Origin of the sequence: Pedobacter agri PB92, assembly GCF_000258495.1 — a bacterium.
Classification (GTDB): Bacteria; Bacteroidota; Bacteroidia; order Sphingobacteriales; family Sphingobacteriaceae; genus Pedobacter; species Pedobacter agri.
On sequence record NZ_AJLG01000041.1, the window covers coordinates 24,481 to 32,382 of the forward strand.

Below are 7,902 nucleotides of genomic sequence, written 5' to 3' on the forward strand. Positions count from 1 at the left end.
GTCCGAAGTCGGCCATCCGCGGCGGAAGATAGAGTTCATTTATACAAACTGTACTCGTACGCTTTTACCCAAAAAGTAGGGTAACTTATTCAAAAAAGCGTTTTAATAAATTACATGGCTTGCCGCGAACTCCAAACCACTAACTTCAGACTTACAAAGTAACATCCTTAATACAACAAATTTAGGACTAAACTAATTGAATATTTTTACACTCTAATATCGGCGTTAATTTTAACGTTCAGATAAGCACGACACAAATATAAACATGAAGAAAAGGTATATCATCTATGCTGTTTTGGCTATTGGCTTGGCCTATTTAGTATATTACAGGATCAACGCAAACAAAAAACTGGAAGGTAAAGGTGGAGCAGGCGGTGCTCAAACAAAAGGAGGTGGTGCTAAAGGCGGCGGTGCAGGGGCGCCAATGGTTGTAGAGGGCATTGTGGTTAAGCCAACCTCTTTCGATACAGACCTGGAAGTGACCGGAGCGATAGACGCCAATGAATCTGTGGTGTTAAAAAGTGAGGTTTCGGGTTTGGTAACAGGAATTTATTTCACCGAAGGAACAAACGTAAGCAAAGGCGCTGTGTTGGTAAAAGTAAATGACAGAGATATACAGGCACAGTTACAAGAAGCTTTGACTAAACAAAAATTATCCGGCACTACCGAAAACAGATCAAAACAACTTTTAGAAAAAGGTGCCATTAGCCAGGAAGAGTATGATATTTCACTTGCTGATTTAACTTCCCTTAAAGCACAAACGCAATTGATCAGGGCGCAACTGGCAAAGACAACCATTCGGGCACCATTTTCAGGGCGGGTTGGTTTGCGTAGCATTTCTGCAGGCACATATTTAACACCAGCAACAGTAATTGCGAATTTGGTGAGTACGAACCCTGTAAAGGTAACTTTTTCAGTCCCTGAGAAATACGCAGGGCAGATTAAAATGGGTTCATCTATCACATTTACTACTGATGGTTCTTCAAAACAAAATACCGGAAAGGTTTACGCCATTGAACCTGGAATTAATGCTGCTACCAGGACACTGCAAATTAGGGCTTTGGCACCAAATGCCGACAATGCGCTACTACCTGGATCGTTTGCCAAAATAAAACTTGCGCTAAATACTTTAGAAAATGCCATTCTTATTCCTAATCAGGCTATTATTCCGGTGTTAAAGGGAAAAATAGTGTATGTTCAGAAAAACGGAAAAGCACAGGAAGTTAAGGTGGAAGCCGGAACGCGAACAGACGAAAATATTGTAATTACCTCAGGCTTGAAAGCAGGCGACACGGTTTTGACTACAGGCTCAATGGCGTTGAAAAAAGATGCCCCGGTAAAAGTTAACCTGGTTAAAGAATAATTATGAGCATCTCCACCACGAGTATAAAGAGACCCGTTCTTGCCATTGTAATGAACCTACTGATTGTTCTTTTCGGAATAATTGGTTACACATTTCTTGGTGTTCGCGAATATCCATCTATCGATCCAACAGTAGTTTCGGTGAGAACATCTTATCCTGGGGCAAACTCTGATATTATCGAATCGCAGATTACTGAACCGCTGGAAAAATCAATAAACTCCATCGACGGTATCCGGAATATTTCATCTTCCAGTAATCAAGGAACAAGCAACATTACAGTTGAGTTTAACCTCGATAAAAATATTGAAGAAGCAACCAATGATGTTCGTGATAAGGTTTCGCAGGCAGCAAGAAATTTACCAAGAGATATAGATGGTTTACCAACGGTAAGTAAGGCTGATGCCAACTCCGATCCTATCCTTTCAATGACCATTCAAAGTGATAAGCGGAATACGTTGCAATTGAGCGATTTTGCCGAAAACGTAATTGCCGATCGGATTCAAACGATACCTGGTGTAAGTAGCGTCCAAATTCAGGGCCAACGGAAATATTCCATGCGGATCTGGATGGACCCGAATAAGCTGAGTGCCTATGGATTGACCTCGCAGGATATTGTGACTGCTCTGGATAATGAAAACGTAGAATTGCCATCAGGGAAAATCACTGGGGAAACCACAGAGCTAACGGTAAAAACTTTAGGAAAGCTGGTTAATGAAGATCAATTCAATAATCTGATTCTAAAATCAGACAGCAACCAGGTGGTGAAACTGAAGGATGTTGGTTATGCTACCCTGGGTTCAGAAAATGAAGAAACGGTTTTAAGGGAATCAGGTAAACCCATGGTTGCTGTTGCCATTATTCCTCAGCCCGGTGCAAATTACCTGGATATTAGTAAAGAGTTTTACAATCGCTTTGATAAGCTGAAGGCAGATATGCCAAACGACATTAAGTTGAAGGTGGCTTTGGATAATACCTTGTTTATTAAACGATCGGTTACGGAAGTTGCCGAAACAATCGGGTTATCACTGGTATTGGTTATTTTAATCATCTACCTTTTCTTTAGGGATTGGGCAATTGCTTTCAGACCGTTAATTGATATCCCGGTATCGTTGGTATTTACATTTTTTGTAATGTATGCCTTTGGTTTCTCCATCAACGTACTAAGCTTACTGGCCATTGTATTGGCTACTGGTTTGGTAGTTGATGATGGTATTGTAGTTACTGAAAATATTTTCAAAAAGGTTGAAGAAGGCATGTCGCCATTTGAGGCCGCTATAAAGGGTTCTAACGAAATCTTTTTCGCCGTAATTTCCATTTCGATTACACTTGCTGCCGTATTTCTACCCGTTATTTTCCTTCAAGGCTTTGTGGGCCGATTATTCAGGGAGTTTGGCGTTGTAATCGGAGCAGCCGTTTTAATTTCTGCCTTTGTTTCGTTGACGTTAACGCCAATGTTAAACGCATACCTTATGAAAAAGGGCGGACATAAACCTTCGCGGTTTTACAACTGGACAGAACCCTACTTCATTAAGCTGAATGATGCTTACGCAGCTAACCTGAACAAATTTTTAGATAGGCGTTGGCTTTCGATTCCTATTATCGTGGTTTGTATGGGATTGATATTTCTCTTTTGGAAACTTTTACCAAAGGAAACAGCCCCTTATGATGATCGAAATGCGATCAACATGACCGCAACCTTGCCTGAAGGTGCATCATTTACTTCAACGGATAAATTCATCATGAAGTTGAATCAGATGGTAATTGATTCCGTTCCGGAGAAAAATGTGAATATTACCATTACTTCTCCAGGATTTGGAGGTGCAGGTTCTACCAACTCAGGCTTTGTACGTATGGGCCTGATTGATGCCGGAGACCGTGAGCGTTCGCAAAAAGAAATTGCAGATATGCTGACTAAAATCACCAAAAAATATACGGAGGGAAAAGTAATCGTAAATCAGCAGCCAACCATTTCCGTTGGCCGTAGAGGAGGTTTGCCCATCAGTTATATTATCCAGGCGCAAAATTTTGAAAAACTGAGAGAGAAAGTGCCTTTGTTTATGGATGCGGTTTCAAAAGATCCAACTTTTACCGTTTCTGATGTTAACTTAAAATTCAACAAACCAGAAATTAATTTAACTATCGATCGTGATAAGGCTAAGAACCTCGGTGTTTCGATATCCGCGATAGCGCAAACTTTAAATTTAGGTTTAAGCGGGCAACGTTTTTCTTACTTCTTTATGAATGGAAAACAATACCAGGTAATTGGCCAGTTTGATCGTGTCGACCGTAAAGATCCGCTTGATTTAAGTTCAGTTTATGTGCGTAGCGATAAAGGAGAACTGATTCAGTTGGATAATTTAGTTACTGCAAAAGAAGAAAGCAGTCCGCCACAATTATACCGAAACAACCGTTTTATTTCAGCAACAGTTTCTGCTGGTTTATCGCCGGGTAAAAGTATTGGCGATGGTATCGATGCGATGGATAAAATCGCTGATAAAGTACTGGACGAAACCTTTTCTACTGATTTAAGTGGAGAATCACGGGATTTTAAGGAAAGTTCATCAAATACCTTCTTTGCTTTTGGTTTAGCTTTACTATTGGTTTATCTGATTTTATCAGCACAATTTGAAAGTTTCAAAGATCCGATTATTATCATTTTAACGGTACCAATGGCCGTTGCAGGGGCATTTTTATCACTTTGGTTATGTGGACAAAGCTGGAACATCTTTAGCCAGATTGGTACCATTATGTTAATTGGTTTGGTAACTAAAAATGGTATTTTAATAGTAGAATTTGCCAATCAGTTGAAAGAAAAAGGCGTGGCTATCCCCGAGGCCATTCGCGAAGCATCGGTTTCACGTTTACGCCCCATTCTGATGACGAGTTTAGCCATCGCTATTGGTGCTTTGCCTATTGCTATGGCGTTAGGTGCCGCGGCAAAAAGCAGAATGAGTATGGGAACTGTAATTGTGGGTGGAACAATGTTTTCATTGGTGTTAACCCTTTTTGTAATTCCGGCAATTTACTCCTACTGGGCCAAACCTTATAAACCAAATAAAGAACTAAAAAATGCCGATCGTTTTGAACATGAAGCAACACACATAGCAGAATAAGATGAGTAAGAAATTTAAAATAGCTATATTCCTATTCAGCTTATCCATTTCAGGGTTTGCACAGGAAAAACTCAGCTTAAGGGAAGCAATTTCCATCGCATTGCAGAATAACTACGATATTAAAATTAGTAAAAACGAAATTGACATCGCAAAAAATAATGCCAATATCGGAAATGCAGGCATGTTGCCAACAATTGATGGTACTTATACCAATGGTGGAAGTATTCAAAATACCAGGCAAACGCCGGTTACCGGTGAAGATCGCGTGATCAGGGGAGCCAGAAGTACAAATAATAGTTACGGTGCTGATTTGAACTGGACTATTTTTGACGGCTTCACCATGTTTGCAAATTACGATCGGTTAAAAGAATTGCAAAAACAAGGTGAAGTAAATGCCAGGTTAACCATTTTAACTACTGTTTCGGATGTGATTGCAGCATATTATGATGTGGTAAGACAGCAGCAACTACTGATAGCTGCAGATAGTGCCATTGATGTTTCTGTTTGGCGCACTAATATTGCAAAAACTAAATTAGAACTGGGCCGCGGCTCGAAGCTCGATGTTTTGACCGCTCAGGTAGATTATAATACCGACACCTCAAACTTTATTCAGGTTAAAAACTTCTTACAGATTGCAAAGGTGCGCTTAAACCAATTAATGGTTAGAGATATTGGCACAGGCTTTACCGTTGCAGATAGCATTGATGTAGATAGAGGAATATTATTTAGCAAACAGGCAGAAATTGCTGAACAGCAAAACCCGAATGTTCAAAATGCATTTATCAATCAAAAAATAGCAGCTTTAAATCTGAAATCTATTAAGGGCGCCAGATATCCGGCAATTATTTTAAACTCTGGTTACAGTAGAGCCAAAAGCACAAGTCCGACAGGCTTTAACCAGCGCTTTGCCGCCAATGGATTTACTTATGGAGTTACCGCAAGCCTTAATTTATTTAATGGTTTTTTGCAGCGGCAGCAGGAACGGAATGCTAAAATTGATATCGAAAACTCTACGTTAAACTTGAGCAAAACCAAACTGGATGTAAATTCACAGCTTTTAACCGCTTACCAGAATTATGCAACATACCTGGATTTAATTAAGCTCGAACAACGTAACGTAGATATTGCGAAAGAAAATCTCGACATTACCATGGCCAAATATCGCCTGGGTAGTATTGCTCCTTTAGAGCTTAGGGAGGCTCAGCGTAATGCTATTGATGCACAGAATCGATTTATTGAGATGCAGTTCCAGGCTAAAATTGCTGAAACCACACTCAAAGAAATCAGCGGAAATATAGATTTATCCAATTAATTTTTATATTTATTCCATGATACTTGTTGCAGACAGTGGCTCATCAAAAACAGATTGGATGGGTTATCTTAATGGCGAAACCCTTAAATTTAATACGCCTGGAATCAATCCTTATTTTTTAAGTGAAGAAGATATTAGCAAATTGATCGCTAAAAACGAAACGATGATGCTATATGCCGATCAGGTAAAAGAAATTTACTTTTTTGGTGCGGGTTGCTCCTCTCCTGATAAGCATGAAGTGGTTTCAAACGGATTATCTGCGGTTTTTACAAACGCTTTTATTTCGGTTGACCATGATCTTTTAGGATCTGTTTACGCTACATGTGGCAATGCGGAAGGTTTAAATTGTATTTTAGGTACAGGGTCCAACATTTGCTATTTTGACGGTAAAAAAATTCACGACGGTCATCATGGATTAGGTTATGTTTTGGGCGACGAAGGTTCTGGCACTTTTTTCGGAAAAAAGGTTCTTTTGGCGTATCTATACAACAAAATGCCGGCTGCGCTGGCTGCTGAGTTTAAAAAAACTTTTCCCGCAGAAAAAGAGCAGATTATCACCAATGTATATCAAAAGCCTTTCCCTAACATATATTTAGCTGGTTTTAGCCGTTTCATGGCCGATCACAAGGACCACCCCTTTATTCAGAATATTTTAAAAACCGGATTTCAGGAATTTGTAGATACAAACGTAAAAGATTATCCAAAACATAAGAATGTACCTTGCCATTTTGTAGGTTCAATTGCTTACTATTATCAGGAGGCTTTAGTTGAAGTTTTACAGGCAAATGGAATTGAGCCAGGCAAAATCCTGCAGAAACCAATTGATGATTTATTTAACTTCATCCTTCAAAAAGAAGGAATTGTAAGGCAGGCGATTTAATTTTGGCAATTATCGCCTTATAAACTTATTGTTAAAATATTTTTAAGATTGTAAACATAACCACATACATTTTGTTATAATTTTGGAGGCACATACATTGCGCAATAGAATATGAAGAGAATATTAGTAGTAGACGACGACATTGAGGTTTTAGAAACCATACAATTAATACTCGAAATTGGCGGTTTCAAGGTTTCGGCACTGAACGATGGCGAAGAGGTTTTTAACAGAATTGAAACATTCAATCCTGATTTGATTTTACTTGATATTTCTTTAGGCCATATTGATGGTAGGGTTTTGTGCGAACAACTGAAATCGATAGAAAGTACTTCGAAAATTCCTATTTTATTGATTTCCGGATTGTACGATGCGAAAGACTTTACTACTCTAAATTATGGCCAGGATGATTTCCTATCCAAACCTTTCCAGATGGATGTATTGCTGAAAAAAATTACCAAAATTCTTAATCTGGAAGAAAGCGAACCAAGCTTCCTCTTAAATTAATAAAACACATATAATATTTCAAGCCAAAAAACTTAATTGTTTTTTGGCTTTTTTTTATTCCTCAAAACTTTGTGTGTTATTGATTCACCATGCTGGCTGGTAAGAATGCAAGCTGCTATAACTAGTAATTTTTTGATCTTTGAAACACCAACCTAAACTGCTATAAGCCCCATTTCTATCCTCTTGTCATTTCAAGTCCGAATTTTCATCGGATTTATTAATCTCATAGAGTAACCAGCTGTACAATTAAGATTACATTTCAGCTATTGAGAGTATCAACTGATAAGTGAACCCAGCATTATAACTGCTCCCATCTGTCATTTTGGCAAATAAAATCGTTTGGAACAAGCATTGATGTGCAAGAGTTAAATTAAACAATTTATTTACATATGAGCATACAGGAAAAAGGAAATATCTCCATACACACCGAGAATATTTTCCCGATAATTAAGAAGTTTTTATACTCAGATAACGAGATTTTTCTTCGTGAGTTGGTTTCTAACGCGGTAGATGCGGTTCAGAAAATCAAAAGACTAGGTTCATTAGGTCAGTTTAATGGCGAAGTGGGTCAGCCTTTAGTGCAGGTTGCGGTTGATAAAGAAGCAAAAACCATAACCATTAGCGATAATGGTTTGGGTATGACTGCCGAAGAGATTAAAAAATACATCAACCAGGTTGCATTTTCTGGCGCAAGTGAGTTTGTAGAAAAATTTAAAGATGCGAAAGATGC

At 38.7% G+C, this 7,902-nt stretch carries 6 protein-coding genes; all 6 read left to right on the forward strand.

What is annotated here, in order from left to right:
* The first annotated feature begins 265 nt into the window (after positions 1–265).
* The gene (locus ON09_RS08225; RefSeq protein WP_010600583.1) at positions 266–1,363 is read left to right on the forward strand and encodes an efflux RND transporter periplasmic adaptor subunit; all 1,098 of its coding nucleotides are present in this window, start codon (positions 266–268) and stop codon (positions 1,361–1,363) included.
* 2 nt (positions 1,364–1,365) lie between these two features.
* Positions 1,366–4,476 (forward strand): efflux RND transporter permease subunit, encoded by a 3,111-nt coding sequence (locus ON09_RS08230; RefSeq protein WP_029204208.1) that lies wholly within the window; start codon positions 1,366–1,368, stop codon positions 4,474–4,476.
* A gap of 1 nt (position 4,477) precedes the next feature.
* On the forward strand, positions 4,478–5,788 hold the full coding sequence (locus ON09_RS08235; RefSeq protein ID WP_010600585.1) for a TolC family protein: 1,311 nt from the start codon (positions 4,478–4,480) through the stop codon (positions 5,786–5,788).
* Between the two features lie 16 nt (positions 5,789–5,804).
* Positions 5,805–6,668, forward strand: a complete 864-nt coding sequence (locus ON09_RS08240) for an N-acetylglucosamine kinase (protein ID WP_029204209.1) — start codon at positions 5,805–5,807, stop codon at positions 6,666–6,668.
* A gap of 111 nt (positions 6,669–6,779) precedes the next feature.
* The gene (locus ON09_RS08245; protein WP_010600587.1) at positions 6,780–7,172 is read left to right on the forward strand and encodes a response regulator; all 393 of its coding nucleotides are present in this window, start codon (positions 6,780–6,782) and stop codon (positions 7,170–7,172) included.
* Between the two features lie 389 nt (positions 7,173–7,561).
* Positions 7,562–7,902: ATP-binding protein (locus ON09_RS08250; protein WP_010600588.1), on the forward strand; the 341-nt coding region annotated here is incomplete at its 3' end.

Bases quoted from the DNA above. Each gene is read 5' to 3' on its own strand.
- ON09_RS08245 (WP_010600587.1), top strand. From the start codon at position 6,780: ATGAAGAGAATATTAGTAGTAGACGACGACATTGAGGTTTTAGAAACC.
- ON09_RS08230 (WP_029204208.1), top strand. From the start codon at position 1,366: ATGAGCATCTCCACCACGAGTATAAAGAGACCCGTTCTTGCCATTGTA.
- ON09_RS08225 (WP_010600583.1), top strand. From the start codon at position 266: ATGAAGAAAAGGTATATCATCTATGCTGTTTTGGCTATTGGCTTGGCC.
- ON09_RS08235 (WP_010600585.1), top strand. From the start codon at position 4,478: ATGAGTAAGAAATTTAAAATAGCTATATTCCTATTCAGCTTATCCATT.
- ON09_RS08240 (WP_029204209.1), top strand. From the start codon at position 5,805: ATGATACTTGTTGCAGACAGTGGCTCATCAAAAACAGATTGGATGGGT.